The organism is Hylemonella gracilis str. Niagara R (assembly GCF_000600295.1).
Classification (GTDB): domain Bacteria; phylum Pseudomonadota; class Gammaproteobacteria; order Burkholderiales; family Burkholderiaceae_C; genus Hylemonella; species Hylemonella gracilis_A.
This window is the reverse complement of the sequence record NZ_JEMG01000001.1, coordinates 1,385,100-1,408,552: the sequence shown is the minus strand read 5'-3', so window position 1 is coordinate 1,408,552 and position 23,453 is coordinate 1,385,100. Positions and strand designations below refer to the sequence as shown.

The window sequence follows — 23,453 nt, the reverse complement described above, 5'->3', positions numbered from 1 at the left end:
TCGTGACCCAATGTGCGCTGGCGAACATACAGCGTGCGGGACAAAAAATACACTCCAACGGAGTTGGGCGGGGCATTTCCCGAGAGCCCCTCCAGGAGCACCAACATGTCCGCCAAACCCCAGCCTCCACCCGAACCCCAGCAGAACCATCTGCTGGCCGCCTTGTCACCGGAGGTTCAAAGCCGTCTGTTCCCCTACCTGGAATTGGTGCCGCTGCCTTTGCGGGCGCTGCTGTATGAATCCAAGCGCCCCATGCGTCACGTCTACTTTCCGACCGACTCCATCGTCTCGCTGCAGTATGTGATGGAAAACGGGGCCTCCACCGCGATCTCCGTGGTGGGCAACGAGGGCTTGCTGGGTATCACCCTGTTCCTGGGTGGCGAAAGCACGCCCAGCCGCTCGGTGGTCCAGAGCGCCGGTTACGCCTATCGACTCCCCCGCCTGCGCGTGAAGGAAGAGTTCAACCGCCATGGCCAGTTGCTGATGCTGATGCTGCGCTACACACAGGCGCTGATCACCCAGGTTTCCCAGACCGCCGTTTGCAATCGTCACCATTCGATCGACCAGCAGCTCTGTCGCTGGCTGCTGCTCTCCATGGACCGTCTGTCTCACAACCACCTGACCATGACGCAAGAATTCATCAGCCACATGCTCGGCGTACGCCGCGAGGGCGTCACCCAGGCCGCTTCAAAATTGCAGCAACAAGGGGTGATTTCGTACCAACGCGGATTGATCAAGGTGCTGGACCGGGCCAAGCTTGAGACCCTGAGCTGCGAGTGCTACGCCGTGGTCAAGAAGGAAACCGATCTGCTGCTGGACTACATCCCGCAGCGCCAGGTGATCAAGGACCCCGAAGTCATTCCCGTCGCGGCGCTTTGAGAGCCTGTTCGCACTTCGCCCCACCGGGCCTCACCGAGGCGGCGCGCCCATCTGGCCCAAGGCCTTACGCTCGCCGCTTTCCGCCATCGCCTTCAAGCGGGCCAGCGTGACCGGAAGCCCGGCGTTCAGCCGTTTGCACAGCATGGGGCCCAGCACGACGGACAGCAGACCGGAGAAGGTGACCCGGTGCGTGACTTCCGTGTTGCCGGCCACGGGACTGAGTTCATGCTCGAAGCACATGCGAAACAGCGGAATCCTTGACTCCACCGTGAAGCACCGATCGGCCACAAGTTCGGTCAGCAGCATGGGCACGGTATTGCCTTGGGTGGGTGTCAGGCGGCCACGCGTCCCGATCTCGAAGGGCCCGTCCAGCGAGGCTTTTCGCGTGTCCGGGTCCCAGGTGTGCCAGTTCGACACGTCGGCGTAGATCTGGAAAATGACCCGAGGCGAGGCCGCGATGGTGATCTGATGTTCAACGTGCATGGCGCATGTGGCGAGCTTGTGTCGCGCAATGAATTTCTGAAACAGGAGGTCAGGCATGGGGCTCATGAGGCGCGCGCCGGGGCGGATAACGCCACCAGCAGGCGAGCACCGCCAAGGCGAACAGCGTGTACGCAAGAACGAACACCCAGAACGGTGCTTCGTAGTACAGGACCGCCTGAACCCAGTGTTCAACAAAGCTCTGGCTGTACCCGCAAGCGCCGGCCTGCACGCGCAGCCAGGACTCCAAGGCCGTGAGCGGGCAGACCTCGCCCAGCCAGGACAGCGCGACCACGATCAGGATGGCGGCCAGATGCGCGAGGCGAAAGCCCCAGGCATTGACCCAGCGCCAGCGCCACGCATTGCCCACGAGGATGCACATCAGCCCACCCACGACGAACAGGACGACGCCGAAGTGCAGGATCAGAACGGCATCGGCCAGCAACTGGTACGGCAGCGTGGCCATGATCACGCCGGCCCCGAGACACTGTGGATGAATTCCGTCTTGGCATTGGTATACGCCTCTCTGTCAGTCGGGTGCATTCCAGCTGCGTCGGCTTTGAGTGCGGCGTAACGGCTTGCAAGCGCGGCGCTCGAACGCAGCGCATCGCGAAAGCGCAGTCGTTCACGCCAGACCTGACCATCGTGGACGACCAGATGAAGATGGTGCGTGCGGCGACCATCGGCCCAACGCATCAGCCATTTGCGATCGCTCAGCGTATTGTTGAACTCGGCCGACGTGGTGTAACCCGAGGCGCACAGCGGGGCGATGACGGAATCTGCCACCGCCATGGACGCCACGCCGGCCAGGATGTCGATGATGGGCTTGGCCGCCAGGCCGGCCACCGCGGTGCTTCCGATGTGCTCCACGTCAATGAACACGCCGGGAAGCACGGACAACAGGCGCTCCCGCTCAATGGCGTAGGCCAGAGGCCAGTAAGGATCGTGGGGATACAGCTTCACCTCTTCGTGGATGGCCGCCCACAGTGATTGCTGCTCGTTCATGGCGCCGTGCCGCCATCGCGCAGGAAAACGGGCAGGTCCATCACCGGCGGACGCGACCCGATCTGGTAAAGAAGATCCGCGACATAGCCTCGGTGATAGGTTTTGTGGTTGACCACATGCAACAGCATTTCGCCACGGGTCATGACCCCGGCACCACCGTCCACGAACGTGAACGGAACGGACTCGTCGTGCGCCTGCTCCGTGAGCATCAAAGCATAGTGGATGTACCACTGGTCGACTTCGGTCTGCGCGTTGCGCAAGTCCGGCAGCGTGGGTTCGACCTCCGTGATCCGGCTTGTGAATCCGTGAGGTCTGTTCTCCAGATGCGCCTTCCAGATGAGGTCAACGACGTAGGCGTGATTCAGGGTGTTCACCATGCTGCCAAAGCCAGTCACCCGCTTGGCGCTCGCCTCCCCGGCCGGCAGCGACGCCAGCTGGTCAAAGAGCCGACGGTTCGCCCACGCGTTGTAGCGCGTGAGCAGTTGGATGTTGCTGACGGCGGACATGCACTCGCTCCGGAGCGGACTCAGCGCGCACGGGGCTTGGTTCGCGGGTGCGAATCGCGGAGCCGCGCCTCGTCTTGTCCCTGCTTTTTCCTTTCGACCCCTTTGGACACGACGAAAAAGACAGCGGAGACTGTCGCCATCACCAGGCCGCCAATAAGCAAATGGAAGGACTGAAAAACAAGCGCCCCCACCAGGAAGAGGATGGACGGCAAGACAAAAAAGACAGTGAACAGGATCATGAACATGGAAGTCCCCGTGTCGGATGTTCGCAAGCAGCGTGCATCATGCCAAAAGCGCCAACGGCCGCCACCTAAAATCCCCGCACCATGTCCAAAGCGCCTCCGAGCCCGCTGCACCAACCCCTGGCCGAGCGCCTGCGCCCGCACACACTGGGCGAGGTGATCGGCCAGCAGCACCTGCTGGGTGAGGGCATGCCGCTGCGCATTGCCTTCGAGTCGGGCCAGCCACACAGTTGCATCCTCTGGGGGCCGCCGGGCACGGGCAAGACGACGATCGCGCGGCTGATGGCCCATGCTTTCGGCGCCCAGTTCATCAGCATCAGCGCGGTGCTGGGCGGTGTCAAGGACATCCGCGAGGCGGTGGAGCTGGCCGAGGCCGCGCGCGACGGTCTTCAACAACAGCGCACCATCGTCTTCGTCGACGAGGTGCACCGCTTCAACAAGAGCCAGCAGGACGCCTTCCTGCCGCACGTGGAAAGCGGCCTCTTCACCTTCATCGGCGCCACGACGGAAAACCCGTCCTTCGAGGTCAACTCCGCCCTGCTTTCGCGTGCTGCCGTGTACGTGCTGCAGGCTCTGACCGAGGACGACCTGAAACTGATCGTGCAGCGCGCGCGCGGCATCGACGCCGTGCCGCCGCTAGAAGACGCTGCACTGGAACGCCTGATCGCCTACGCCGATGGCGACGCGCGCCGCCTGCTGAACACGCTGGAAACCCTGAGCGTGGCGGCACGGCAGCAAAAGCAGGACCCAATCACGGATGAATGGCTGCTCAAGGTGCTGGGCGAACGCATGCGCCGCTATGACAAGGGCGGCGAGCAGTTCTACGACACCATCAGCGCCCTGCACAAAAGCGTGCGCGGTAGCGACCCGGACGCGGCGCTGTACTGGTTCGTGCGCATGCTGGATGGCGGCGCGGACCCGCGCTACATGGCGCGGCGTTTCGTGCGCATGGCGGCGGAGGACATCGGCCTGGCCGACCCGCGCGCGCTGCGCCTGGCCCTGGACGCGGCGGAAGTCTACGAGCGACTGGGCTCACCCGAGGGCGAACTGGCCTTGGCCGAGGCCGTGATCTACCTCGCGATGGCGCCCAAGAGCAACGCGGTCTACAAGGCCTACAAGGCCGCGCAAGCCTTCGTCAAGAAGGACGGCACGCGGTCCGTGCCCATGCACTTGCGCAATGCGCCGACGAAATTGATGAAGGAACTGGACTACGGCAAGGGTTACCGCTATGCCCATGACGAGGACGATGCCTTCGCGGCGGGAGAGCAGTATTTGCCCGAAGGGATGACGCAGCCGGGTTTCTATCAGCCGGTGGAGCGCGGTTTGGAGATTAAAATCGCGGAAAAGCTGCGCCAGTTACGCGCGCTGAACGAGCAGAGCGCTCAGCGCCGCTGACGGCCACCCGCAGGGTGACGACACGCGCGCGCGGGCACTCTACACACCCCCCGCCACCATAAGTGGCATAAAGCTTGCAACCACCTTGGTGCAAAACCCCGAGGCCTGCTTTTCTATGGATATTTTCTTTCAACAGATCATCAACGGACTGGTGCTGGGCAGCATGTATGCCTTGGTCGCCCTGGGCTACACCATGGTGTACGGCATCATCGGCCTCATCAACTTCGCCCATGGCGAAGTGCTGATGGTCGGCGCGCTCGTGAGCTGGACAGTCATCGGCTTCATCCAGCCCTTGCTCCCACCCTGGCTGGTGCTGCTGGTGGCCCTGGTCGTCGCCTGCCTGGTCGCCGCCGCCCTCAACTACACCATCGAGCGCGTGGCCTACCGGCCGTTACGCAACAGCCCGCGCCTGGCGCCGCTGATCACCGCCATCGGCATGTCCATCTTGCTGCAGACGCTGGCCATGATCATCTGGAAGCCGAACTACAAGTCTTACCCGACGCTGCTTCCCAGCGAACCGATCCCTCTGGGCGGCGCCAGCATCACGCCGACGCAGATCATGATCCTCGTCGTGACGGCCATCACCTTGGCCGGACTGATGTGGCTGGTACACGGCACCAAACTGGGTCGAGCCATGCGTGCCACCGCCGAGAACCAGCGCGTGGCTGCGCTCATGGGCGTGAAACCCAACAGCGTGATTTCCGCCACCTTCGTCATCGGTGCCATGCTGGCCGCCCTGGCCGGCGTGATGTGGGCCAGCAACTATGGCACCGTGCAACATGCCATGGGTTTCATTCCCGGTCTCAAGGCCTTCACGGCGGCCGTGCTCGGCGGCATCGGCAACCTGGCTGGCGCAGTGGTCGGCGGCATCCTGCTGGGGCTGATCGAATCCATCGGCGCGGGTTACATCGGTGACCTCACCGGCGGCGTGTTCGGCAGCCACTACGTGGACATCTTCGCCTTCGCCGTGCTCATCGTCGTGCTCACGCTGCGTCCCTCCGGCCTGCTGGGTGAACGCGTCGCGGACCGTGCCTGACCTCACCTCCGTTGCTTGACAAAGAAACGTTGTTATGAATTTCTCCCAAATGACTAACCGGCAGCGCCTCATCGGCATCGTGCTGGCGGCCGTGGGCCTGCTGGTGCTGCCCATCTTGCTGCAAGGCTTCGGCAGCGCCTGGGTGCGCATCGCCGACATGGCGCTGCTCTTCGTGCTGCTGGCCCTGGGCCTGAACATCGTGGTCGGCTACGCCGGCCTGCTGGACCTGGGCTTCGTCGCCTTCTTCGCGGTCGGCGCCTACATGTTCGGCCTGCTGGCTTCGCCGCACCTCTCCGACCACTTCCCGACCTTCGCGGCCCTCTTCCCCAACGGCGTGCACATGCCACTGTGGGTGGTCATTCCGCTCGCGGCGGCGCTGGCGGGCATTTTCGGCATCCTGCTCGGCGCGCCCACGCTGAAGCTGCGGGGTGACTACCTCGCCATCGTGACGCTGGGCTTCGGCGAAATCATCCGGGTGTTCATGAACAACCTGGATCATCCCTACAACATCACGAACGGTCCCAAGGGCATCAGCCAGATCGACCCGATCCACTTCTTCGGCTTCAGCCTGGGCCAGCGCTGGGACTTCTTCGGCTACACCGTCACGCCGGTGCTGATGTACTACTACCTGTTCCTCGTGCTGGTGGTGGTCAGCGTCATCATCTGCCATCGCCTGGAGCTGTCGCGCATCGGACGCGCCTGGATGGCCATCCGCGAGGATGAAACCGCCGCCAAGGCCATGGGCATCAACACCCGCAACATGAAGCTGATGGCCTTTGCCATGGGCGCCACCTTCGGCGGTGTGTCGGGCGCCATGTTCGCGGCTTTCCAGGGCTTCATTTCGCCTGAGTCGTTCAGCCTGACGGAATCCATCATGATCGTCGCCATGGTGGTGCTGGGCGGCATCGGCTACCTGCCCGGCGTGGTGCTCGGCGCGGTGCTGCTGGCTTCGCTGCCGGAAATGCTGCGTTACGTCGCCGGCCCGCTGCAGGCCATGACGGACGGCCGCCTGGATTCGTCCATCCTGCGCCAGCTGCTGATCGCACTGGCCATGATCATCATCATGTTGTTGCGCCCGCGCGGACTGTGGCCTTCGCCGGAACACGGCAAATCCCTCAGGGACGCCAACAAAGGCAAGAACAAGGCCTCGACCCAAGGGAGCGCAGCATGAGCCAGAACAAGGAAACCCTGCTCTTCGTCAACGGCGTGTCCAAGCGCTTCGGTGGCCTGCAAGCCCTGAACGACGTGAGCCTGATGATTGAACGTGGCCAGGTCTACGGCCTGATCGGTCCCAACGGCGCGGGCAAGACGACCTTTTTCAACGTCATCACGGGCCTGTACACGCCCGACAGCGGCGAGTTCGTGCTCGGCGGTGTGTCCTACAAGCCCACGGCGGTGCACGACGTTGCCAAGGCAGGTATCGCGCGTACCTTCCAGAACATCCGCCTCTTCGCCGACATGACGGCGCTGGAGAACGTGATGGTCGGGCGTCACATCCGCTCGGGCTCGGGCCTGCTCGGCGCCATCTTCCGCACGAAGTCCTTCAAGCGAGAAGAAGCTGCGATTGCCCAGCGCGCGCAGGAACTATTGAACTACGTGGGCATCGGCCAGTTCGCGGACTACAAGGCCCGCACCCTGTCCTATGGCGACCAGCGCCGCCTGGAAATCGCCCGTGCCCTGGCGACGGAACCCAAGCTGCTGGCCCTGGACGAACCCGCCGCCGGCATGAACGCCACCGAGAAGGTGGAACTGCGCGCCCTGATCGAGCGCATCAGCCAGGACGGCGTCACCGTGTTGCTGATTGAACATGACGTGAAGCTGGTCATGGGCCTGTGCGACCGTGTGACCGTGCTCGACTACGGCCGCCGTATCGCCGAGGGCACGCCCGCCGAAGTGCAGAAGAACGAAAAAGTGATCGAGGCCTATCTGGGCCACGGCGGCGCCAAGACGGCCGCTGAAGCCACCGCTGCATAAACATCATGAGCGACAAGAAACAAAACGAAGTACTGCTGCAGGTCAGCGGCCTGACCGTGGCTTACGGCGGCATCCAGGCCGTCAAGGGTGTGGATTTCGAGGTACGGCGCGGCGAACTGGTCAGCCTGATCGGCTCCAACGGTGCCGGCAAGACCAGCACCATGAAGGCCATCACCGGCGGCCTGCCCTGCGGCGGCACGATCAGCTACTTGGGCAAGAGCATCCGTGGCCAAGGTCCTTGGGACTTGGTGCGCCAGGGTCTGGCCATGGTGCCGGAAGGCCGTGGCGTTTTCACGCGCATGACCATCGCCGAGAACCTGATGATGGGTGCTTACGTGCACGACGACAAGGACCGCATCGGTGCGGACATGGAGCGCATGTACGCCTTGTTCCCGCGCCTGAAGGAACGCCATCAACAGCTCGCTGGCACGCTCTCCGGCGGTGAGCAGCAGATGCTGGCCATGGGTCGCGCGCTGATGAGCCGCCCGCAGGTGCTGCTGCTGGACGAACCCTCGATGGGCCTGTCGCCCATCATGGTGGACAAGATCTTCGAGGTGGTGAACGAGGTGTCCAGCCAGGGCGTCACGGTGCTGTTGGTCGAGCAGAACGCCAGCCGTGCCCTGTCCATCGCGGACCGGGGTTATGTGATGGAAAGCGGCCTGATCAGCCTGTCCGGCCCGGCCGACCAGTTGCTGCACGACCCGGCGGTGCGTGCAGCCTACCTCGGCGAAGGTTGAACTGAAGAAGCGCGCCGGATCTGCCGCCCGCGCGCTTTCTTACACCTCTTCACGCCGCCTTGCGCTGCACCGTTGCGCACTCTCCCACGATCTCACCCAGCCGCCGCAACGCGGCCTGGATGGTCTCGGTGATCGGCCAGCCACAATTGATGCGCAGGTAGTGGTCGAAACGCGAGGAGTTTGAGAACAGCGTGCCAGGCGCCACGAAGATTTTGTCGCGCAGCGCCCGGTCGAAGACCGTCATCGACGAGAGCCGGTCCGGCAACTCCACCCACAGCTGCAAGCCCCCCGGCGGATAGTTCAGTCGCGTTCCGGCCGGGAAATGCGCGGCGATCGCGTCGGCGGTCTGTTCGCGTTGCTGCCGCAAATGTTCGCGCAGACGGCGCAGGTGCCGATCGTAATCCCCGGTGTTCATGTACTCGCCCGCCGCCGATTGCGACAGCTCTTCGTTGCTGCGGGACTGGGTGAACTTGAGCATCTCCACCCGGCTCTGCCAGCGCCCGGCCGAAATCCAGCCCAAGCGCATGCCGGGCGCGAGGATCTTGTGCAACGAGGCACAGTGGATGACGTTGCCCGTGCGGTCCCAGGACTTGATCGCGCGCGGCGGGGTGTCCATGTCCAGCAGTTCGCTGTAAGTGTCGTCCTCGATCAGCGGGATGCCGTGGCGCTCGCACAGCGCGACCAGCCGCTCCTTGTGCGCGTCGGGCATCACGCTGCCCAGCGGGTTCTGCAGGTGCGGCACGGTGACGACGGCCTTGATGTTGTCGTAGGCACCGAGTGCCATGTCGAGTGCTTCGATCGAGAGACCGGTCTGCGGACTGGTCGGGATTTCGAGCGCACGCATGCCCAGGCTTTCGAGCACTTGCAGCAAACCGTAGAAGGTAGGTGACTCAACGGCGACGGTATCGCCGGGCTGAGCGACCGCACGCAGCGCGAGGTTGAGCGCCTCGATGCAGCCGTTGGTGGTCAGCACCTCCTGGGGTGCCAGCGTCATGCCCGTGCGCAGGCCGCGCCGCGCGGCGGCTTCCCGCAAGGGGTTAAGGCTGCGCGAGGGCGCGGCGGTGGTCAGCAGCGCGGGCTTCTGACGCAACAGCCGCATCATGATCGTGCGCAAGGCCTCGCCGGGGTAGATCTCGGGCGCGCCGCGCGCGGTGGAGAAATCGATGCGCACTTCATCCTGGCGGCGGCGCGCGACGAAGTCCGAGACTTTCGCGTGGATGCCGACGTACTGCGCCGGATCTGGCGCGACATCGGTGGCAGGCTCTTCCATCGCCGCGAGCGCGAGGCGGCGCGGGCGCTTCACGAAGTAGCCCGAGCGGTCACGCGCCTCGACCCAGCCCTCGCTTTCCATGGCGCGGCAGAGTTGCAGCGCGGTGGACAGGCTGATGTCGTGTTTGCGCATCAGGCTGCGCAGCGAGGGCAGTTTGTCGCCGGGCTGGAGCGAACCGGCGCGGATCGCATCCAGGTAATGCGCAGCGAGTTTGCGGTAGAGCGGCGGCGTGTCCATGGCGGGCTTCAGGGATTCTTCACAAGTTCAAGTGAACGCGACGACGGCTTCGATCTCGACCGCGAAGCCCTTGGGCAGGGAAGCGACGCCGATCGCTGAGCGGGCATGCTCGCCCCGCGCGCCAAGCACCTGCACCAAGAGGTCCGAACAGCCGTTGATGACCTCGGTGTGCTGCGTGAAGTCCGGGGTGGCATTGACCATGCCAAAGACCTTCACCACCTGCTTGATGCGCTCAAGATCACCCAGGGCTTGCCGTGTCACGGCGAGCAGGTACAGGGCAATGTCCCGCGCATGCGCCTGTGCTTCGGCCACCGAGACCTCGGCCCCCACCTTGGGGATTTTTTGCACGGCTTCTCGCAAAGGCGCTCCCTTGCCAGACAGGTGGAGGGTGTTGCCCAGGATCACATAGGGCTTGAAGCTGCCGCGCGTCGCAGTCACAGCGGGAAGCACGAGGCCTAAGGCGTGCAGTCGGGACTCGATGGTGTCGGACATGGCGGTGAATGTGGATGCACGGGTGGCTGATCTTCCCTCGCGCGGCGCGCCAAAAACAGATGCAGATTCCAGGCAAGCAGACCATAACAGATGGCCGCACGCGCTTCTGTTGCGCTGCGCTTAACGTGGCGCTGTGCCTGTTTTTTGCGCGCCCGGATTTCTACGATGAAGCCCTCCCCCACTCACTCCACGAGGTGCTTTCATGACCACATCGTTCCCCGAATTCACAGCCCTGGAACCGGGCCAGACCTTGCGCGTGGCCGTGGACGCGGGGGCTTGGGTGCGGGTGGTGGAGGGCAAAGTTCAACTGCTGTCACCGCCCGCTTGGCTGGGCGAGACGGTGTTCAACGCCAGTGCCGAGCTGGGCGCGGAGGACCTGCACGTGGTGGAGCGTGGCGGCTGGATCGAGGTCGTGGCCCGCTCTGCGGCGCGGGTGCAGGTGTTGCCGGCGCCGGTGCGCTCTGCGCATGGCGCGCGCCTGGGGCATTGGACACAACTCCTGACCGATCGGCTGGCGGTGTTGCGGATCAGGTGAACGTGTTGGCCCGCGAAGAGCGTAGGCTGGGCGAAAAAGTAGCGTTTGATCTGGAGCACCGCACCGGGCCTGCCGCCCGCGCGCTCATACGGGGATGGCCTTCGGCTTCGCGCTTCAGCCGTGCCTGAAGCCGCTGCGGCATAACTCACTGCGCGCCTACCTTGTCAGGTGAGCGCTCCGTTCAAACACGATGCCGCAAGTCAGAGGACGATGCGCCGCACTTGCGGCGCTGCGACTTCAGGCCCAACTGAAGCGCCATCCCCGAAATCGCGCGCGGGCGGCAGGCCCGGCGCGGTGTTAGTTGCAGTAGCAAGGCACTCCATGAGTGAACGACCCTTTCCATCATGGCCAATCGGGTTCATTCCACGTCACTACAAGGTTTTAGGCAGCTCCTGGAGCCTTTGCTGTCGGGGGGAGATGCCCGATTGCTGCAATCCGCTTACGCAGGAAGTCCAGGGCGTCAACAAAGACTGCGTGACAACTGGAAGGTGCGGGTTCGTCCAGCGGGTGCCAGCTGAACTCGAAAAGGTGGCCTCCAGCGTCTTCGGTGAAGAAGCTCCACGAGTCTGCGAGATCGACCGGCACAGCCATTTCACGAAAATGCCACACCTGACCGCGCGGGCATTGTTCCCAGGTACCCAGATCTCTGACGCACTGCGCACCTAAGATGCCTGATTCTTCAGCGAGTTCTCTTGTGGACGCTTGTGCAACAGACTCTCCCGGCTCGATCGTTCCTTTGACGAGTTGAGTGCCAGCCTGTGGGTGCAGAAAAACGAGAACCTCTACCCTGTGGTTGCGATGGCGCAAAACGATTGGGACTGCCTTCGGTGTTCTCATCGGTGGAGGCAGAGCAGCTGGTTATCGGCCTCACGCTCGCCGCGAGTGACGCGCCACGTACTGCTGCAGCACCCCGTCCATGCGAGACTGCCAGCCCTCGCCGGTTGACTTGAAGTACGCCACGACTTCCGGGCTGTAGCGGATCGACACCAGCAGCTTCTTGTTTTCAGACTTAGGGCGACCGCGCACCGCCTTCATCGGAACCATCGCCTGCAACTGCTTGGGGGTCAGGGGCCGAGCATCCGGGTCGGCCTTGGCGGCCGCCGTGATCGCTTTGTCTTCCGCAACCGTCGGCATGACGATGGCGGGACGCTTAGATATTTTGGACATAGTGCTTCACCTCGCGTCGGTTGGCTTTGCGCACGCTGATGATTCTGCGCACCTCGCCACGGTCAACAAATGCCACGTAGTACAGGATTCCGGTCTCCGGCGCCAAGGCAATCATGCGCAACTCTCCATAGTCGTGCCGTTCATCCACCCACACCAGTGCTGCATCCCAATCAAGTTCCGCCGCCAGTGCCAGCGATAGACCATGCTTCTCCTGATTGCTCGCGTCTTTGGCAAGGTCGAACTCAATTCGCATTATTTAATGTAGCTACATTAAATTTGCATGTCAATCGCATGCCCCGGCCGCACCGGGCCTGCCGCCCGCGCGCGATTTCGGGGATGGCGATGAGGCGATGCTGAACAAGTCTCGCCGCGTGCTGCATCCGCATCGCGGGCGGTCTGCGGCGTTGCAAATCCTCGCCATAGCTGGGCTATGGCTGCGGTTTGCGCCTAGCATCCCATCCCGCCATGCGGCGCAGCCCATCGGCAGACTCATTCAGCATCGCCTGGCCGGGCATGAAGCCGCAGCGCCGCAAGTGCGGCGCATCGTCCTCTGATTTGCGGCATCGTGTTTGAACGGAGCGTCCACCTGACAAGGTGGGCGCGCAGTGAGTTATGCCGCAGCGGCTTCAGGCACGGCTGAAGCGCGGAGCCGAAGGCCATCCCCGTAGGAGCGCGTGGGCGGCAGGCCCGGTGCGGCTCTCCGCAGGAGAAGCATCCAAGCCGAGGCGAGCGCCTCTCAATCCACTCGCGCCCCGCTCAGCTTCACCACCTGCTGGTACTTCGCCAATTCACCCTGCATGAAGGCGCCAAAGGCCTCGGGCGTGGTGGGCACCGGCTCGGCCATCAGGGTCGCGAAACGCTGCCGGGTTTCGGGGGCGTTCAGGGCCTCGACGAAGGCGCGGTTCAGGCGCGTGATCACGTCCTTGGGCGTGCCTGCGGGCGCGACCAGCCCCCACCAGGTGTCGATGGCGAAGCCGGGCAGCACCTCGGCCACGGCCGGCACCTCGGGCAGCATGGCGCTGCGACGCGCGGACGTGACGGCCAGGGCGACCAGCTTGCCCGCCTTGATGTTGGCGGAGGCCGCAGCCAGGTTGTCGAAGTTGAAATCCACCTGCCCGCTCACCAGGGCCAGTTGCGCGGGGTTGGCGCCGTTGTAAGGCACATGCAGCACGGAGATACCGGCACCGGACTTGAACAGCTCACCCGCCAGATGGCCCGCGCTGCCGTTGCCGCCGCTGCCGTAGTTCAGCTTGTCCGGGTGCGCTTGGGCGTAGGCAACCAAACCCTTGAGATCCTGGATACCGAGACGCTGCGCGGTCTGCGCGTTCATGACCAGCACATTGGGCACGCGCGCCATCTGCGTGATGGGCGCGAAATCCTTGGCGGCATCAAAAGGCATCTTGCTGAACAACCACGGGTTGACCGCGTGCGTGGCGGTGGCCGCCAGACCGATGGTCAGGCCGTCGGGCGTGGCCTTGGCCACGGCGTCCGCGCCGATGTTGCCGCCCGCGCCAGGGCGGTTGTCTACGATCACGGTGCCCAGGCTGGCCTGCACACGCTCGGCCAGGGCGCGCGCGGTCACGTCCAGCGGGCCACCGGGCGCATAGGGCACGATCAGGCGGATGGGCGACTGCTGCGCGAAGACGCGCGTTGCGAATGGGGCGGCCCCGGCGGCTGCGCCAGCGAGCAAGAGGTGTCTGCGTTGCATGGTGTCTCCTGAAATATTCGTTCGCTTGCACTGCAGGTGCTTGTGGCTACGACACGGTGCTATCGCACCTTAACTTTGCTTCGCAAAGTGAGTCTTCGCCGCAAGCATGGCGCTACGCGCCATGCTTGTCAGCCTCGCTAGTGAAGGAATCGGCGTAGAACTCTTCCTCCGGCAAGCCGGCCTTCACGTAGTCACGCTGCGCGGATTCGACCACGATGGGCGCACCGCAGGCGTAGACCTGGTAGCCCGACAGATTGGGGATGTCTTGCAGCACGGCGGCGTGGACGAAACCGGTCCGGCCCGTCCAGTGGTCTTCGGGCAGGGCGTCGGAGGCCACGGGCACGTACTTCAGGTTGGGCATTTCTGCGACCTTCTGCTGCACCCAGTCGTTCAGGTAGAAATCCTGGGGGCGGCGGCCGCCCCAGTACAGGGTTGCGGGCCGGGTGACGCCTTTGTGCTGCATCTCTTCGATCAGGGCCTTGATGGGCGCGAAGCCCGTACCCGAGGCCAGCAGCACCATGGGCTTGTCGCTGTCCTCGCGCAAGAAGAAGCTGCCGAAGGGGCCTTCAACGCGCAGGATTTCCTTTTCCTTCATCGCGCCAAACACATGGTCGGTGAACTTTCCACCGGGCATGTGGCGGATGTGCAGTTCCATCATCGCGCCGACCGGCGGGGTCGCGTCCGGCTGGCCGGCGCGGGTGTGCGGCGCGGTCGCCATGGAATAACTGCGGCGCGAGCCGTCGCGCAGCAGAAAGTCCACGTACTGGCCGGCGTGGTACTGGAAGCCGTCGTTGGCCGGCAGTTGCAGCACGATGCGCATCACGTCGGGCGAGAGCCGTTCGAGCGTGCTCACGCGCACCGGCAGCTTCTTGATGGGAAAAGCCCCCGCCTCCACCACCTGGCGCGATTCGAGCACCACGTCGCTGTGCGGCACGCCGCAGCAGGTCAGCACCATGCCCGCGGCTTCTTCATCGGGGCTCAATGCCTTGGCCTGGTGGGCGCCATGCACCACCGTGCCGGAAATCTTCTTGCTCTTGCAAGAACCGCAGGCGCCATCCCGGCAGCCATAGGGCAGACCGATGCCCGCCCGGATGCCGGCGGCCAGAATCGCCTCGCCCGGCTCCACGCCAAAACTGCGCCCGCTCGGCTGCACCGTGACCTGGTATGTCATGCTCTCTTTATCCTTGCTCGGTTCCAGAAGAAAACTGCGTTGAACCCATGATTTTGCCAGCCCCCCGGCGTCGCCCCGGACCACCCCTACCCCGGTCTGGCCGCCCCGCCCCCCGCCCTGCCCTGCCCATGCGGTTCAAGCGTACCCGCCTCCTGATCGTGGGCTGTGGCGACGTGGGCCTGCGCACCGTGGGCGCCCTGCCCGCCCGGGTGCGCGTGCTGGCCCTGAGCTCCAGCCCGGCGCGTTACCCCGAGTTGCGCGCGCGCGGCATCACGCCGCTGGCCGGCAACCTGGACCAGCCGGCCAGCCTGCGCCGCCTGGCCGGGCTGGCGCGGCATGTGCTGCACCTGGCCCCGCCGCCCGGCCAGGGCGAAGGCGACCCGCGCACCCGCGCCCTGCTGCGGGCCCTGGCGCGCGGCCGGGCTGGTGCGGGACATGGTTTCGGCACGACCCTGGTCTACGGCTCGACCAGCGGGGTGTATGGCGACTGCGCGGGCGCACTGATCGACGAGACGCGCACACCACGCCCGATGACGGCGCGCGCGCGTCGGCGCGTGGCGGCCGAGCAGGCGCTGCGCGCCCAAGGCCGCCAGCCAGCCCTGGCGCCCGGTGGCGGCCTGCGTGCCTGCATCCTGCGCATCCCCGGCATCTACGCGCCGGACCGGCCCGGTGGCACCCCGCGTGAACGCCTGCTGGCCGGCACGCCCACGCTGCGCGCCGAGGACGATGTCTACACCAGCCACATCCATGCCGACGACCTGGCGCGCGCCTGCATCGCCGCGCTCTGGCGCGGTCGACCCCAACGGGTCTACCACGCCAGCGACGACAGCCGCATGAAACTGGGGGACTACCTGGACCTCGCGGCGCAGCGCTACGGCCTGCCCCGCGCGCCACGCCTCACGCGCGCGCAAGCGGAACAAGCGCTCACGCCGGAGCGCATGAGTTTTCTGCGGGAATCCCGCCAGTTGGATAACCGGCGGCTGAAACAGGAACTGCACCTGGCGCTGCGCCATCCCACCGTGGCCCAGGGGCTCTGACGGCACCGCGCGCCCGACAGACGATGGTCAACGGTGCAGCGGCTGAAGTCGTCTCAAGCGCGCTCGGCGCTGCCCGCGCTCAGACCCGGTTCAGATCCAGATCACGCGTCTCGCGCGTGGCAGCCAGCGCGGCCAGGGTCAGCAGGCAGTTCGCGGCCAGGTAGAGCCCCACGCCGGACAAACCGTAGCTGGCGTTGATCTGCAGCGCCACCAGGGTGGGCACGGAAGCCCCGAGGATGGAGGCCAGGTTGTAGGCCAGCGATGCGCCGGAATAACGCACCTCGGTCGGGAACAGCTCCGGCAGCAGCGCCGCCATCGGGCCGAAGGTCGCGCCCATCAGCACGAAGCCCAGGCAGACGAAACCCAGCAGCGGCCCCGGCGTGGCACCGGCCAGCATGGTGGGCATGGACAGGCCGAAGGCCGCGATCGCCAAAGTCACGAGGATCAACCATTTGCGACGCCCCATGCGATCGGCCAGCACGCCGCCCAGGCTGGTACAGATGCCGAACACCACGGCGCCGATCAGCAGGATGCCGGTGAAGGTGTTGGCCGGTATGCCCAGGCCCAGCACATGCCCGGCCGCGGACAAGTTCACCGGGCTTTTGGAGTACACCTGTACGAAGGCCGTCATCAGGTAGAACAGAACATAGGTGGTCGTCATGATCAGCGTGCCCTGCAGCAGCACCATGCCGTGCTTGCTGAACACCACGCTGACCGGCGCGTGCACCTTGCGGCCGGCTTGCTCGGCCTGGCGGAACACGCGGCTTTCGTGCAGGTTCAGGCGCACGTAGAGGCCCACGCCCACCAGCACGATGGAGAGCAGGAAGGGAATGCGCCAGCCCCACTCCACCATGGCCTCGACGCCCAGGATGGCGGTCACCAGGAAGAACACGCCATTGGCCGCGAACAAGCCGATGGGCGCACCCAGCTGCGGGAAGCTGCCGAACCAGCCGCGCTTGCCCTGGGGCGCGTTCTCGGTCGCCACCAGGGCCGCGCCGCCCCACTCCCCACCCAGGCCGATGCCCTGGCCAATGCGGAAGATGCACAGCAGCACCGGCGCCCACAGGCCAATGCTGTCATAGGTCGGCAGCAGGCCGATGGCCACCGTCGACAAGCCCATGGTCAGCAGCGAGGCCACCAGGGTCTGCTTGCGGCCCAGCTTGTCGCCGAAGTGGCCGAACAGCGCCGAGCCGAAGGGCCGCGCGAGGAAGGCCAGCGCCAGCGTGGACAGCGAGGCCAGCATCGCGACCGAATCGTTGCCCTTGGGAAAGAACTGGGAGTTGAAGACCAGCACCGCGGCGGCGGCGTAGATGTAGTAATCGTAGAACTCGATGGCCGTGCCCACGAGCGAGGCAATGGCGACTTGACGCGGCGAGTTGGCGGGAGCCGACGCAGCGGTGGAGGCAGAAGCAGACATGGAAGAAATAACGAGAGAGAAAAAACAATCGGTAGCGGGAACCGGCCTCAGCCCGGGTAGGTGCGGTGTGCGGCCAGGAGGTACCCGACATCGTGTGCCGGGACTATGGGCTGCAAAAACGACAGGTTCGGCATGCTGGAAAACACCTTGGCGGCCGTTGTGCACGGACACCTTGCTTGAACGTTCAAGCATCTTGAGGTCGTACCAGTGTAAACCCTAGGTCTCTTGCACTTTCCCCGATTCGCCGCAATACTGAACCAAATGGCTCAGTATTCATCTAACCGCGTCAACGCCTCCTTCGCCGCGCTCTCCGACGCCACCCGACGTGGTGTTCTGGAACAGCTCGGGCACTCGGACGCGTCCATCACGGACCTGGCCGACAAGTTCCACCTCACCCTCACGGGCATGAAAAAGCATGTTGACGTGCTGGAACAAGCAGGCTTCGTCACCACGGAAAAGATCGGGCGCGTGCGGACCTGCAAGCTCGGCCTGCGCCGGCTGGAGGAAGAGGCGGCGTGGATCGCGCGCTACCACCAGCTCTGGGCCGCGCGCTACGACGCGCTGGACGGGGTCATCGAGGAACTGAAACACAAGGAACAAATCCATGAACGCCAGCAAAGAAAGTAAGCCCGGCCCCATGAAGCACCACACCACAGTGGAACGGAAGTCCGAGCGCGAGGTCGTCGTTACGCGCCTGTTCAACGCCCCGGCACGGCTCGTGTTCCAGGCCTGGACCCAGGCTGATCTGTTCCAGCGCTGGTGGGTGCCCAAGTCCATGGGCATGACCCTGCTGTCCTGCGAGATGGATGTGCGCGTCGGGGGCCGCTACCGTCTTGAGTTCAGCTACGAAGGCGCCCAGGCGGCCTTCTTCGGCACCTACCAGGAAGTGATACCGAACGCGCGCCTGGTCTGGACCAATGAGGAAAGCCCGGACGGCCCCATCACCACGGTGACCTTCGAGGAAAAGGACGGCAAGACGCGGGTTGTCATGCACGAGTTCCATCCCTCGAAGGAAGCGCTCGACGCGGCCGGCACGGGCGCAGCGGAAGCGCTGGTGGAGACCTTTGGTCAGCTGGACGAGCTGCTGCTCACCCTGGGCGCGAACGCGGGACGGTGACGAGGTCGGTGGCCTCGGCAACCTCAGCGATCTCGGTAACCTAGTGTCAGGCCGCCTGACTCTTCACGGCAGGGCCTGAACGGCCTGCCCACCCCGCAGCCGTGCCACGGCCTGTGCCCGCAGCTGTTCGTACAGGCTGTGGCCATGCGCGTCGATGGCCACGGTGGCAGGGCCCAGCGCCTGCACCTCCAGGGTCAGCAACCGGAACTGCGCGATCTCTTCGGGCCAGTGCACGGACACCACCCGGCGGATCGCCTGCGACAGCAAGGCGCAGCCACCACCCAGGAAGGACAGGTAGGCGCAGCCCTGCCGCTGCAGGGCCGCCACGCTGGCCTCGTCCAAGCCGCCCTTGCCACCCACCAGACGCAGGCCCGCGCCCTCCACCAGGCGCGGCATGTAGGCGTTGTAGCGCGTGCTGGTGGTCGGGTTCAGGTACAGCGCATCGTGGCCGCCGTCCGGGCGCTCGCGGTTGTAGCAGCTCAGGTGCAAAAAGGCCCCGTCGCGCAGGTCCACGGGCAAGGGCTGGCCCGCATCCAGCAGCTCGACCATGCGCCGGTGCGTGGGCAGGCCGATGCTCATGGTCACGGTCCCGCTGAGCGTGACCATTTCGCCCAATTCCAGGCTTTCGACATCCGCGCGCGTCAGCGGCAGGTTCAGGTCTTTCATTCCAGACGCTCCACCCGGCCATCGTGATGGATGCGCGCGCGCGTGCGGCGGTTGATCCAGCAGTTCAGGCTCACGGCCACCGGCACGAAGCCGTGCGAGGCGGCGTAGTCCACGTGCACCGCCATCGCGGTGGTGTCGCCGCCGGTGCCCATGGGGCCGAAACCCAGGCTGTTGATGGCCTGCAGCAGACGCTGTTCCATGTCCGCCAACAGAGGCTCGGGGTTCACCCCTCCCTTTTCACTGACAGGCCGCAGCACAGCCTCCTTGGCCAGGCGCGTCGCGTAGTCCATGGTGCCGCCGATGCCCACGCCCACGACGATGGGCGGGCAAGCTTGCGAACCGGCGTTCAGCACGGTGTCCAGCACATAGGCCTCGATCTCCTGCGCCTTGGGGTAGACGAAGGTGGTCGTGGCCTCCCAGCGGCCCGTGCCCATGGCCTTGGGCGCGCAGCTGATGTCCACGTAGTCCGCCTCGTCGATCACGTCGAAGCTGATCAGGGGCATGTCCTTGCCGGCGTAGCCACGCTCGTGCGTGAGCGGGTGCGTGACCATCTTGAGGATGGGTGGATCGCTGCGCGCGGCCATGCGCGCGAAACCGTCCACGATGGCCTGGCGCACCGGGCCGTCGAAGTGCACCCGCGTGCCGATCTTCACGCTGTAGGTCGGGATGCCGACGTCGGAGCACACCAGGCTGCCCGTGCGCTGCGCCGTGTCCGCGCTCTGCAGCATGATGGTCAGCGTCTTGCGGCCGGTCGTGTTGGTCTCGCGCGGCGCGGCAGCGGCCAGCGCCGCGCGGGTGTCGTCCGGGATTTTCTTGAGCGACCACTCGTAGAGGTCCGCAGTGAGCTGGGTGATCTGCTCGCGGGTGATGGCCATGGTGGTGTTGCCCTGGGTCGCGGTGCGCCTCGGCCTGCCGGGGCTCAGGCCACCGGCAGCGGGTAGTCCTTCTCGTTGGCCACCTTGCCGGGCTTGCCGGCAAAGTCCATCCGCGGCGGCGCAAAGATGTCCAGCAGCCAGGCGCCGCCGTCGTTCAGGTTGCGGCTGGTGTGCACCACCTTGGGCGGAATCACGGTCAGCGAGGGGCTGCCCACCTCGATGTGCTCGTCCTCGCGCCAAGCGGTCATGTCGGGCACCCAGGGGTAGCGCATGTGGTGCATCCACTGGCCGCGCAAGGCCAGCGAACCCTGCTCGAAATCCACGTGCGAATGTGGGCTGAGCTTGCGCACGTCACGCGCCACCATCCGTGGCGTCATGATGTTGAGCATCAGGTTGGTGCTGCGGAAGATGCGCATATTGCTGTCGGCCTGCGTGTACTGCGCCAGCGGGTAGTTGCGCAGCTTGAAGCCATCGGCGGGTGTGGGCCAAGGCACGAGCGGCGCCACGTCGGGCGTGGCCTCGGCGTAGTCGGCCGCGTTGCCGGCCAGGGCCAGCAGGTCCTGCGCGAGGTGCGAAAACAGGCAGACCACCTGCCCCGCGCCTTGCAGCACCAGCTCGCTGTCGCCAGGCGGAACGATGGTCAACGACTCGGGTCCGGCTTCCAGCGTCTCGCCGCCAGCGCGGAAGGTGGCGCCGCTCTCCGGCAGGAAGACCATGTACTCGTCCGGCTGGCCCCGGCGCGCCAGGCGCGCACCGGCCTTCGCATCGGTCACGGTGACGACGAAGTTGGCGCCGCGCGCCACCCAGGTGGGCACGGTCGCATCCGCGATCTGCGGGGCCTGGTCGTGCCAGCGCGCGACCGAGGCGGGACGGAGGGTGGATGGGGCAGTGCTCATGACGATGTCTCCTGGGAATGGGGTCGGGCGATCGCCTGCGCCGCCTGGCGCAACAGCGACTGGTCCGAGCCCTGGATGAACCAGCTCACGCCCAGCGCACGGTACTTCTCGCGCTCGGCCGTGCTGCCGACGAACATGCCGGCGGTCTTGCCGGCGGCCAGCGCCGCGCAGATCACGCCTTCCGTGGCCGTGCTCACGCGCGGGTCCTGCGCGTTGTCCAGGCCCATGGACAGCGCCAGGTCGGCGCGGCCGATGAAGAGCACGTCCACGCCCGGCACGGCGGCGATGCGCGCCGCGTTCTCCACGGCGGCCACGCTCTCGATCTGACAGGCCACGATGCTGCGGTCCCCATGCGCGATGGCCTGCTTCATGCCCAGCGCGCCGTAACCGGCCGCGCGCGGCGAACTGGAATACCCGCGGTCACCGCCCACGTAGCGGCAATGCGCCACCGCCGCGCGGGCGTCCTGCTCGGTGTCCACGTGCGGCACCAGCACACCCGTGGCGCCCAGGTCGAGGACGGACAGCAGGCAGGCCGCCGTGTGCTCGGCCACCCGCACGAACAGCGGCAGTTGGGCGGCGCGGCCCGCGAGCAAGGACAGATCGAGCGCGGCGCGGTCGTAGGGCGCGTGCTCGGCATCGAGCACGGCGAAGTCCAGACCACTGCCGCCCAGGATCTCGATGACCTGGGGCGAGGTGGTCTTGACGAAGGTGCCGACGTGGTGGTCCGCACCGAGTGGAAGTGAATAGCTCATGCCTTGCCGCTCTGTGTCGTCGAAGGTTCAGGTTCACCCGGGGACCGCTGCAGCGCCGGGCGGTGGAAGGTCTCGCCCAGGGCCGCATACCAAGGGCCACCCAGGCGCGCGATCGGCCGCAGCTTCACGCTGTCCACATGGCGGCCGTCGTACACGGCATCGGAGAGATGGAAGGCCAGCACCTCGCCGATGTAGAGGGTGTTGAGTCCACGGCCCAACGCCACGGCCTGGTCCAGCTTGCATTCCAGGTGAATGGGCGAGGCCGCGATGCGCGGCACCGGCGTGGCGACACCCGGCAGCAGTGCGATGCCCAGCGCCTCGGGTTCGCTGACCTCGGGCGGGTAGTCCGCGCCGCAGCGGTGCAGGGTCTCCATCACGTCCTCGGTGGCCACATTCACGCAGAACCAGCCGGTCTCGCGGATGTTGCGCGCGGTGTCCTTCAGCTCGCCCAGGCGGGTGCCGATGTTGACCGCCACCATGGGCGGGCTGTGCGCCACATAGTTGTAGGAGCTGAAGGGCGCGGCGTTCACGCGCCCGTCGTGGTCGATGGTGGTGATCCACGCGACCGGGCGCGGCACCACCACGCCGCAGATGAGGCGGTAGGCCGTGGCCGTGTCCATGCCCTCTGCGGTCACGGTGGTGTAGTGGTGCGGTGCCGTCATGCGCCGGCCTTGTTCGCGACCTGTTGCCCGGCATGACCACGCTGCCGGTCCCCGCCCTTGACGAAGGCGCGCCGCCCCGTGTCGTGCCAGACCGCGCGCTGCTCGTCCGGCGTCAGCAGGTCGGAGGCGACGATCATGCGCTGCACCATGTCCTTGTAGGTGCCGGAGGACGTGCCGATGTCCGAGCCCCACATCACATGGTCGGCGCCGAACAGGTCGACCGCGCGGCGCAGCACCTGGTTGGCTGGGTAGCCTTCCTCGCGGCAGTGGTCGAGATTGATGGAGGTGAACTTGAAGAAGATGCGCGGGTGGCCAGACAGCATTTCCCAGCGCGCGTCCAGACCGAAATGCTCACCGTCGTGCAGCTCGGGCTCCAGCAGGTGGTCGAGCACGATGCGGGTGTGCGGGTAGCGCTCGGCCAGTTCCAGGATGGCCGGGATCGACGGCCCGCCCCCGCCCTGCGCCAGCACCTCCAGGTCCATCACCAGGCCAGCCTCGTTGATGACCTCCCAGCTCTTGAGCGCCTGCGGCGAATTCAGCCAGGGCATGCTGCCGTCGGGCTTGCGACCGCCGAAGAGGCGCAGGCCGGCCAGGCCGTGGTCACGCACCCAGCGCCGCACGAGGTCCGGCGTTCCCGGGTCCTCGGCATCGAGGATGACCACCGCCGAGAAGATGTCCGGGTGCGCGTCGGAGGAATCGAGGATGTAGCTGTTGTCGTAGCGGTAGACCATGCGCTTTTGCACGGCCACCGCGCCGTCCACGTTCTCCTCGCGCATCCAGCGCAGCATGGGTTCGGCGTCGGGCACCTCGTTGATGGGGTTGGGGCCGTGGTGGCCGCCGGGCCGGCCGATCACGCCCGGCGGGCGGTAGGGCGCATCGGCGGCGCGCTGCATGGGGTTGCGCGGGTAACGGGTCTGGTCGTGTGCGACCAGGTGGGCGTGGGAATCGAACAGCAAGGGGGCTGGGGAACTCATCGTGTGTCTCGTCTCTGAGCGCGGTGAATGCGCGGGTCTGCGTTGTCAGGCCCCCATCATGGGCGTTGCGGCCCCCTGCGCCAAGGCCCGTTTCGGGACATTCCGTCGCGCGGAATACGAGGCGGCATCATGCGGTGCGGTACGGTGCAGCATGCTTGGCCGTGCATGCGCGGCGCAGCCAGGCCCTGGCCGTCAGGGCCGCAAAAAGAACAACCGGAAGAAC

General features: G+C 65.8%; 29 protein-coding genes. 10 read left to right on the top strand and 19 right to left on the bottom strand.

Annotated elements, in window-relative coordinates; all coding sequences use genetic code 11:
- Positions 1-105 precede the first annotated feature (105 nt).
- The gene (locus AZ34_RS06505; RefSeq protein WP_035606131.1) at positions 106-879 is read left to right on the top strand and encodes a Crp/Fnr family transcriptional regulator; all 774 of its coding nucleotides are present in this window, start codon (positions 106-108) and stop codon (positions 877-879) included.
- Positions 880-909: 30 nt separating this feature from the next.
- On the opposite strand, the gene AZ34_RS06500 is transcribed toward AZ34_RS06505, so the two are convergent.
- Genes AZ34_RS06500 through AZ34_RS06480 form a run of 5 tightly spaced genes read right to left on the bottom strand, consistent with a single transcriptional unit; the run spans position 910 to position 3,115 of the window.
- On the bottom strand, positions 910-1,362 hold the full coding sequence (locus tag AZ34_RS06500) for an SRPBCC family protein (RefSeq protein WP_035611080.1): 453 nt from the start codon (positions 1,360-1,362) through the stop codon (positions 910-912).
- 49 nt (positions 1,363-1,411) lie between these two features.
- On the bottom strand, positions 1,412-1,825 hold the full coding sequence (locus tag AZ34_RS06495; RefSeq protein ID WP_035606128.1) for a DUF2784 domain-containing protein: 414 nt from the start codon (positions 1,823-1,825) through the stop codon (positions 1,412-1,414).
- Positions 1,826-1,827: 2 nt separating this feature from the next.
- Entirely contained in the window at positions 1,828-2,364 is a 537-nt protein-coding gene (locus tag AZ34_RS06490) for a GrpB family protein (RefSeq protein ID WP_035606125.1), read from the bottom strand.
- Positions 2,361-2,870, bottom strand: coding sequence for a DinB family protein (locus tag AZ34_RS06485; RefSeq protein WP_035606122.1), 510 nt, complete (start codon positions 2,868-2,870; stop codon positions 2,361-2,363). Before AZ34_RS06485 ends, AZ34_RS06490 begins: the two co-directional genes overlap by 4 nt.
- Positions 2,871-2,890: 20 nt before the next feature.
- Positions 2,891-3,115 (bottom strand): hypothetical protein, encoded by a 225-nt coding sequence (locus tag AZ34_RS06480; protein ID WP_035606119.1) that lies wholly within the window; start codon positions 3,113-3,115, stop codon positions 2,891-2,893.
- Between the two features lie 81 nt (positions 3,116-3,196).
- On the opposite strand from AZ34_RS06480, the gene AZ34_RS06475 reads away from it, so the two are divergent.
- The 5 genes from AZ34_RS06475 (at position 3,197) to AZ34_RS06455 (ending at position 8,254) form a co-directional block, all read left to right on the top strand.
- Positions 3,197-4,507, top strand: a complete 1,311-nt coding sequence (locus AZ34_RS06475; protein WP_035606116.1) for a replication-associated recombination protein A — start codon at positions 3,197-3,199, stop codon at positions 4,505-4,507.
- 115 nt (positions 4,508-4,622) lie between these two features.
- Positions 4,623-5,543 carry a branched-chain amino acid ABC transporter permease gene (locus AZ34_RS06470; RefSeq protein ID WP_035606113.1) on the top strand — a complete coding sequence of 307 codons (921 nt, stop codon included), beginning with the start codon at positions 4,623-4,625 and terminating at the stop codon, positions 5,541-5,543.
- 34 nt (positions 5,544-5,577) lie between these two features.
- Positions 5,578-6,714, top strand: a complete 1,137-nt coding sequence (locus AZ34_RS06465; protein WP_419670202.1) for a branched-chain amino acid ABC transporter permease — start codon at positions 5,578-5,580, stop codon at positions 6,712-6,714.
- Entirely contained in the window at positions 6,711-7,517 is an 807-nt protein-coding gene (locus AZ34_RS06460; protein ID WP_035606110.1) for an ABC transporter ATP-binding protein, read from the top strand. Before AZ34_RS06465 ends, AZ34_RS06460 begins: the two co-directional genes overlap by 4 nt.
- A gap of 5 nt (positions 7,518-7,522) precedes the next feature.
- Positions 7,523-8,254: an ABC transporter ATP-binding protein gene (locus AZ34_RS06455; protein WP_035606106.1), complete on the top strand. Its 732-nt coding sequence runs from the start codon at positions 7,523-7,525 to the stop codon at positions 8,252-8,254.
- Positions 8,255-8,303: 49 nt separating this feature from the next.
- Here AZ34_RS06455 and AZ34_RS06450 read toward each other — a convergent pair whose 3' ends face one another.
- Positions 8,304-9,761: a PLP-dependent aminotransferase family protein gene (locus AZ34_RS06450; RefSeq protein ID WP_035606102.1), complete on the bottom strand. Its 1,458-nt coding sequence runs from the start codon at positions 9,759-9,761 to the stop codon at positions 8,304-8,306.
- A gap of 27 nt (positions 9,762-9,788) precedes the next feature.
- On the bottom strand, positions 9,789-10,253 hold the full coding sequence (locus AZ34_RS06445; RefSeq protein ID WP_035606098.1) for a RidA family protein: 465 nt from the start codon (positions 10,251-10,253) through the stop codon (positions 9,789-9,791).
- A gap of 202 nt (positions 10,254-10,455) precedes the next feature.
- On the opposite strand from AZ34_RS06445, the gene AZ34_RS06435 reads away from it, so the two are divergent.
- Positions 10,456-10,788, top strand: coding sequence for a hypothetical protein (locus AZ34_RS06435; protein ID WP_035606093.1), 333 nt, complete (start codon positions 10,456-10,458; stop codon positions 10,786-10,788).
- 381 nt (positions 10,789-11,169) lie between these two features.
- Here the strand turns inward: AZ34_RS06435 and AZ34_RS19020 are convergent, their stop codons facing one another.
- From AZ34_RS19020 to AZ34_RS06415, 5 genes are all read right to left on the bottom strand, one after another.
- Positions 11,170-11,625 carry an NUDIX domain-containing protein gene (locus tag AZ34_RS19020; RefSeq protein WP_081767109.1) on the bottom strand — a complete coding sequence of 152 codons (456 nt, stop codon included), beginning with the start codon at positions 11,623-11,625 and terminating at the stop codon, positions 11,170-11,172.
- 30 nt (positions 11,626-11,655) lie between these two features.
- A complete protein-coding gene (locus AZ34_RS06430) occupies positions 11,656-11,955 on the bottom strand; it encodes a BrnA antitoxin family protein (protein ID WP_035606090.1) in 300 nt (99 codons plus the stop codon).
- Positions 11,939-12,208, bottom strand: a complete 270-nt coding sequence (locus tag AZ34_RS06425) for a BrnT family toxin (RefSeq protein ID WP_035606087.1) — start codon at positions 12,206-12,208, stop codon at positions 11,939-11,941. Before AZ34_RS06425 ends, AZ34_RS06430 begins: the two co-directional genes overlap by 17 nt.
- A gap of 483 nt (positions 12,209-12,691) precedes the next feature.
- Positions 12,692-13,663 carry a tripartite tricarboxylate transporter substrate binding protein gene (locus AZ34_RS06420; protein ID WP_035606084.1) on the bottom strand — a complete coding sequence of 324 codons (972 nt, stop codon included), beginning with the start codon at positions 13,661-13,663 and terminating at the stop codon, positions 12,692-12,694.
- Between the two features lie 112 nt (positions 13,664-13,775).
- Entirely contained in the window at positions 13,776-14,834 is a 1,059-nt protein-coding gene (locus AZ34_RS06415; protein ID WP_035606082.1) for a CDP-6-deoxy-delta-3,4-glucoseen reductase, read from the bottom strand.
- Positions 14,835-14,881: 47 nt separating this feature from the next.
- On the opposite strand from AZ34_RS06415, the gene AZ34_RS06410 reads away from it, so the two are divergent.
- Positions 14,882-15,871 carry an NAD-dependent epimerase/dehydratase family protein gene (locus tag AZ34_RS06410; protein ID WP_035606079.1) on the top strand — a complete coding sequence of 330 codons (990 nt, stop codon included), beginning with the start codon at positions 14,882-14,884 and terminating at the stop codon, positions 15,869-15,871.
- A gap of 79 nt (positions 15,872-15,950) precedes the next feature.
- On the opposite strand, the gene AZ34_RS06405 is transcribed toward AZ34_RS06410, so the two are convergent.
- Positions 15,951-17,288, bottom strand: a complete 1,338-nt coding sequence (locus AZ34_RS06405; RefSeq protein WP_051509583.1) for an MFS transporter — start codon at positions 17,286-17,288, stop codon at positions 15,951-15,953.
- 261 nt (positions 17,289-17,549) lie between these two features.
- On the opposite strand from AZ34_RS06405, the gene AZ34_RS06400 reads away from it, so the two are divergent.
- Positions 17,550-17,915 (top strand): ArsR/SmtB family transcription factor, encoded by a 366-nt coding sequence (locus tag AZ34_RS06400; RefSeq protein ID WP_035606074.1) that lies wholly within the window; start codon positions 17,550-17,552, stop codon positions 17,913-17,915.
- A complete protein-coding gene (locus tag AZ34_RS06395) occupies positions 17,893-18,405 on the top strand; it encodes an SRPBCC family protein (RefSeq protein ID WP_051509582.1) in 513 nt (170 codons plus the stop codon). Before AZ34_RS06400 ends, AZ34_RS06395 begins: the two co-directional genes overlap by 23 nt.
- Before the next feature lie 63 nt (positions 18,406-18,468).
- Here AZ34_RS06395 and AZ34_RS06390 read toward each other — a convergent pair whose 3' ends face one another.
- The 6 genes from AZ34_RS06390 to AZ34_RS06365 are packed head-to-tail and all read right to left on the bottom strand — an operon-like array spanning position 18,469 to position 23,230.
- Positions 18,469-19,071 (bottom strand): fumarate hydratase C-terminal domain-containing protein, encoded by a 603-nt coding sequence (locus tag AZ34_RS06390; RefSeq protein ID WP_035606068.1) that lies wholly within the window; start codon positions 19,069-19,071, stop codon positions 18,469-18,471.
- Positions 19,068-19,946, bottom strand: a complete 879-nt coding sequence (locus tag AZ34_RS06385) for a fumarate hydratase (RefSeq protein ID WP_051509581.1) — start codon at positions 19,944-19,946, stop codon at positions 19,068-19,070. The genes AZ34_RS06390 and AZ34_RS06385 overlap by 4 nt, the downstream gene beginning before the upstream one ends.
- A gap of 44 nt (positions 19,947-19,990) precedes the next feature.
- Positions 19,991-20,842 carry a hypothetical protein gene (locus AZ34_RS06380; RefSeq protein WP_051509580.1) on the bottom strand — a complete coding sequence of 284 codons (852 nt, stop codon included), beginning with the start codon at positions 20,840-20,842 and terminating at the stop codon, positions 19,991-19,993.
- Positions 20,839-21,594, bottom strand: a complete 756-nt coding sequence (locus AZ34_RS06375; RefSeq protein WP_035606065.1) for an HpcH/HpaI aldolase family protein — start codon at positions 21,592-21,594, stop codon at positions 20,839-20,841. The genes AZ34_RS06380 and AZ34_RS06375 overlap by 4 nt, the downstream gene beginning before the upstream one ends.
- Complete coding sequence (locus tag AZ34_RS06370; protein WP_051509579.1) at positions 21,591-22,256, bottom strand: flavin reductase family protein; 666 nt, start codon at positions 22,254-22,256, stop codon at positions 21,591-21,593. The genes AZ34_RS06375 and AZ34_RS06370 overlap by 4 nt, the downstream gene beginning before the upstream one ends.
- Positions 22,253-23,230, bottom strand: a complete 978-nt coding sequence (locus AZ34_RS06365; protein ID WP_051509578.1) for an amidohydrolase family protein — start codon at positions 23,228-23,230, stop codon at positions 22,253-22,255. Before AZ34_RS06365 ends, AZ34_RS06370 begins: the two co-directional genes overlap by 4 nt.
- Positions 23,231-23,453 lie beyond the last annotated feature (223 nt).

Excerpts from the sequence above, each read along its gene's own strand:
- AZ34_RS06450 (WP_035606102.1), bottom strand. The coding sequence starts at position 9,761 with ATGGACACGCCGCCGCTCTACCGCAAACTCGCTGCGCATTACCTGGAT.
- AZ34_RS06465 (WP_419670202.1), top strand. The coding sequence starts at position 5,578 with ATGAATTTCTCCCAAATGACTAACCGGCAGCGCCTCATCGGCATCGTG.
- AZ34_RS06505 (WP_035606131.1), top strand. The coding sequence starts at position 106 with ATGTCCGCCAAACCCCAGCCTCCACCCGAACCCCAGCAGAACCATCTG.
- AZ34_RS06415 (WP_035606082.1), bottom strand. The coding sequence starts at position 14,834 with ATGACATACCAGGTCACGGTGCAGCCGAGCGGGCGCAGTTTTGGCGTG.
- AZ34_RS06500 (WP_035611080.1), bottom strand. The coding sequence starts at position 1,362 with ATGCACGTTGAACATCAGATCACCATCGCGGCCTCGCCTCGGGTCATT.
- AZ34_RS06495 (WP_035606128.1), bottom strand. The coding sequence starts at position 1,825 with ATGGCCACGCTGCCGTACCAGTTGCTGGCCGATGCCGTTCTGATCCTG.
- AZ34_RS06485 (WP_035606122.1), bottom strand. The coding sequence starts at position 2,870 with ATGTCCGCCGTCAGCAACATCCAACTGCTCACGCGCTACAACGCGTGG.
- AZ34_RS06445 (WP_035606098.1), bottom strand. The coding sequence starts at position 10,253 with ATGTCCGACACCATCGAGTCCCGACTGCACGCCTTAGGCCTCGTGCTT.
- AZ34_RS06405 (WP_051509583.1), bottom strand. The coding sequence starts at position 17,288 with ATGTCTGCTTCTGCCTCCACCGCTGCGTCGGCTCCCGCCAACTCGCCG.
- AZ34_RS06460 (WP_035606110.1), top strand. The coding sequence starts at position 6,711 with ATGAGCCAGAACAAGGAAACCCTGCTCTTCGTCAACGGCGTGTCCAAG.
- AZ34_RS06425 (WP_035606087.1), bottom strand. The coding sequence starts at position 12,208 with ATGCGAATTGAGTTCGACCTTGCCAAAGACGCGAGCAATCAGGAGAAG.
- AZ34_RS06395 (WP_051509582.1), top strand. The coding sequence starts at position 17,893 with ATGAACGCCAGCAAAGAAAGTAAGCCCGGCCCCATGAAGCACCACACC.
- AZ34_RS06430 (WP_035606090.1), bottom strand. The coding sequence starts at position 11,955 with ATGTCCAAAATATCTAAGCGTCCCGCCATCGTCATGCCGACGGTTGCG.
- AZ34_RS06480 (WP_035606119.1), bottom strand. The coding sequence starts at position 3,115 with ATGTTCATGATCCTGTTCACTGTCTTTTTTGTCTTGCCGTCCATCCTC.
- AZ34_RS06410 (WP_035606079.1), top strand. The coding sequence starts at position 14,882 with ATGATTTTGCCAGCCCCCCGGCGTCGCCCCGGACCACCCCTACCCCGG.
- AZ34_RS06380 (WP_051509580.1), bottom strand. The coding sequence starts at position 20,842 with ATGAGCACTGCCCCATCCACCCTCCGTCCCGCCTCGGTCGCGCGCTGG.
- AZ34_RS06420 (WP_035606084.1), bottom strand. The coding sequence starts at position 13,663 with ATGCAACGCAGACACCTCTTGCTCGCTGGCGCAGCCGCCGGGGCCGCC.
- AZ34_RS06400 (WP_035606074.1), top strand. The coding sequence starts at position 17,550 with ATGGCTCAGTATTCATCTAACCGCGTCAACGCCTCCTTCGCCGCGCTC.
- AZ34_RS06470 (WP_035606113.1), top strand. The coding sequence starts at position 4,623 with ATGGATATTTTCTTTCAACAGATCATCAACGGACTGGTGCTGGGCAGC.
- AZ34_RS06435 (WP_035606093.1), top strand. The coding sequence starts at position 10,456 with ATGACCACATCGTTCCCCGAATTCACAGCCCTGGAACCGGGCCAGACC.
- AZ34_RS06490 (WP_035606125.1), bottom strand. The coding sequence starts at position 2,364 with ATGAACGAGCAGCAATCACTGTGGGCGGCCATCCACGAAGAGGTGAAG.
- AZ34_RS06365 (WP_051509578.1), bottom strand. The coding sequence starts at position 23,230 with ATGAGTTCCCCAGCCCCCTTGCTGTTCGATTCCCACGCCCACCTGGTC.
- AZ34_RS06375 (WP_035606065.1), bottom strand. The coding sequence starts at position 21,594 with ATGAGCTATTCACTTCCACTCGGTGCGGACCACCACGTCGGCACCTTC.
- AZ34_RS06390 (WP_035606068.1), bottom strand. The coding sequence starts at position 19,071 with ATGAAAGACCTGAACCTGCCGCTGACGCGCGCGGATGTCGAAAGCCTG.
- AZ34_RS06385 (WP_051509581.1), bottom strand. The coding sequence starts at position 19,946 with ATGGCCATCACCCGCGAGCAGATCACCCAGCTCACTGCGGACCTCTAC.
- AZ34_RS06455 (WP_035606106.1), top strand. The coding sequence starts at position 7,523 with ATGAGCGACAAGAAACAAAACGAAGTACTGCTGCAGGTCAGCGGCCTG.
- AZ34_RS06370 (WP_051509579.1), bottom strand. The coding sequence starts at position 22,256 with ATGACGGCACCGCACCACTACACCACCGTGACCGCAGAGGGCATGGAC.
- AZ34_RS06475 (WP_035606116.1), top strand. The coding sequence starts at position 3,197 with ATGTCCAAAGCGCCTCCGAGCCCGCTGCACCAACCCCTGGCCGAGCGC.
- AZ34_RS19020 (WP_081767109.1), bottom strand. The coding sequence starts at position 11,625 with ATGAGAACACCGAAGGCAGTCCCAATCGTTTTGCGCCATCGCAACCAC.